General features: G+C 55.8%; 1 protein-coding gene. It reads left to right on the top strand.

Features of this window, described 5'->3' with window-relative positions:
- Positions 1–124: 124 nt before the first annotated feature.
- The coding region (locus L2731_RS19445) for a VCBS domain-containing protein (protein ID WP_249254886.1) at positions 125–2464 on the top strand (2340 nt) is incomplete at its 3' end.

Below are 2464 nucleotides of genomic sequence, written 5' to 3'. Positions count from 1 at the left end.
CACTGGCACTGGCACTGGCACTGGCACTGGCACTGGCACTGGCACTGGCACTGGCACTGGCACTGGCACTGGCACTGGCACTGGCACTGGCACTGGCACTGGCACTGGCACGCATGAAAATCCGTTGCATATTGATAGTCAACAAAATTTTCAAACGATTAAAGAAAACAGTGTTATCGATACGGTATCAGGAAAACTCGCGGCTAGCGGCGACACCAAGGACGCCATCACCTGGTCGGTAGAGACCAGCAAGGGACAATATGGCGATCTTGTGCTCAACCCCAGCACGGGTGAGTGGCACTACCATCTCAACAACTTCGATGCCAAGACCAATGCCCTCTCCGAAGGCGAGCACCACAATGAAACCTTCACCATTACGGCAACTGACAATCAGGGCAACAGCGTCAGCAGCGTCATATGCGTCGCCGTCGAGGGCAGTAACGATCTGCCGGTGATCTCTGGCGTCCATCATGCCAGCCTAAATGAACAGGGCTCGGTTGACCGAGTATCGGGGCAATTGATCGCCACAGATCCCGACTCGGGAGACGGCGTCCATTGGGCCGTGCCCCATTCATCCGGCGTCTATGGCGAGCTAGTTATCGACCCAGATACAGGTCTCTGGCAGTATCGGCTCGATAATAGCTTCCCCAACACCCTGGCCCTACATGCGGGCCAGGTGGCCACTGAGACCTTCAGAGTCACAGCAACCGACAGCTCAGGACAACCCGTCAGCCAGATAGTGACCATAGAAGTTCACGGCACAGATCAGCGAGCCATCATCCATGGCATGGCCAGCGGCTCGGTGACAGAAGACAAAGACCTGGTCGCCGGGCAGCTACAGACATCCGGGCAACTGACGGTGATCGATCCCGATGGCGGCGATGCTCACTTCATTGCTACCACACACCAAGGGCAATTCGGCACACTTACCATCAATGATTTAGGGCACTGGACTTACACCGCCGATAACTCACAATCTGCGATTCAGGGCCTGAAAGCTGGCGAGTCGCTTACCGAAACCCTGTTTGTACACTCGGTCGATGGCACCGAGCAGAAGGTGACCGTCACCATTAACGGCACCGACGACAAGGCAGTCATTGGCGGCGCGGCCACGGGCGCTGTGACCGAGGACAAAGACCTTTACCAAGGACATCTCCGCGTTGATGGCGCGCTCACCGTTACCGATCCCGACAGCGGACAAAACCAGTTCATCGCCACCAGCCTGCAAGGCCAATACGGCACCCTGACCATCAACGATCTCGGCCACTGGACCTACACAGCCGACAACTCTCAGGCCACCATTCAGGGGCTCAAGTCAGGTGAATCACTCACCGAGACCCTGTTTGTTCACAGCGTCGATGGCACAGCGCAGAAGGTGACAGTCACCATTAACGGCACCGACGACAAGGCAGTGATTGGCGGCACGGCCACGGGCGCTGTGACCGAGGACAAAGACCTCTACCAAGGGCATTTGCGTGTTGATGGCGCACTCACCGTCACCGATCCCGACAGCGGACAAAACCAGTTTGTTGCCACCACTCTTCAAGGCCAATTTGGTACCTTGTCGATTGATTCAAATGGCCACTGGACCTACACCGCTGATAACTCACAATCTGCGATTCAAGGGCTGAAAGCTGGCGAGTCGCTCACCGAAACCTTACTGGTGCACTCGGTCGATGGTACCGCGCAGAAGGTGACCGTCACCATTAACGGCACCGACGACAAGGCGGTGATTGGCGGCGCGTCAACGGGCGCTGTGACCGAGGACAAAGACCTCTACCAAGGGCATTTGCGTGTTGATGGCGCACTCACCGTCACCGATCCCGACAGCGGACAAAACCAATTTGTAGCCACCACTCTTCAAGGCCAGTACGGCAGCCTCACTATTAACGAGCATGGCCATTGGACTTACACCGCTGATAACGCACAAGCCGCGATTCAAGGCTTAAAAACCGGTGAGTCACTCACGGATACCGTGCTGGTTCACTCGGTTGATGGCACTTCGCAAAAAGTGACTGTGACCATTAACGGCACCGACGATAAAGCCGTCATTGGCGGTACTGCTACGGCTTCAGTGACCGAAGACAAAGACCTCTACCAAGGCCAATTGCGCGTCGATGGTGCGCTCACCGTCACCGATCCCGACAGCGGACAAAACCAATTTGTAGCCACCACTCTTCAAGGCCAGTACGGCAGCCTCACTATTAACGAGCATGGCCATTGGACTTACACCGCTGATAACGCACAAGCCGCGATTCAAGGCTTAAAAACCGGTGAGTCACTCACGGATACCGTGCTGGTTCACTCGGTTGATGGCACTTCGCAAAAAGTGACTGTGACCATTAACGGCACTGACGATAAAGCCGTGATTGGCGGTGTCGATACCGGCAGTGTTACCGAAAATTCCGCCGGTAAAGATATGTCACCTGACTATGCGCAACCAGGTATGGCTCACCTTGGCCGT

The organism is Shewanella aquimarina, assembly GCF_023349185.1.
GTDB classification, from domain to species: Bacteria; Pseudomonadota; Gammaproteobacteria; order Enterobacterales; family Shewanellaceae; genus Shewanella; species Shewanella aquimarina.
Note: the sequence above shows the minus strand (reverse complement) of the source record. Positions and strands in the feature narration are given on the sequence as shown.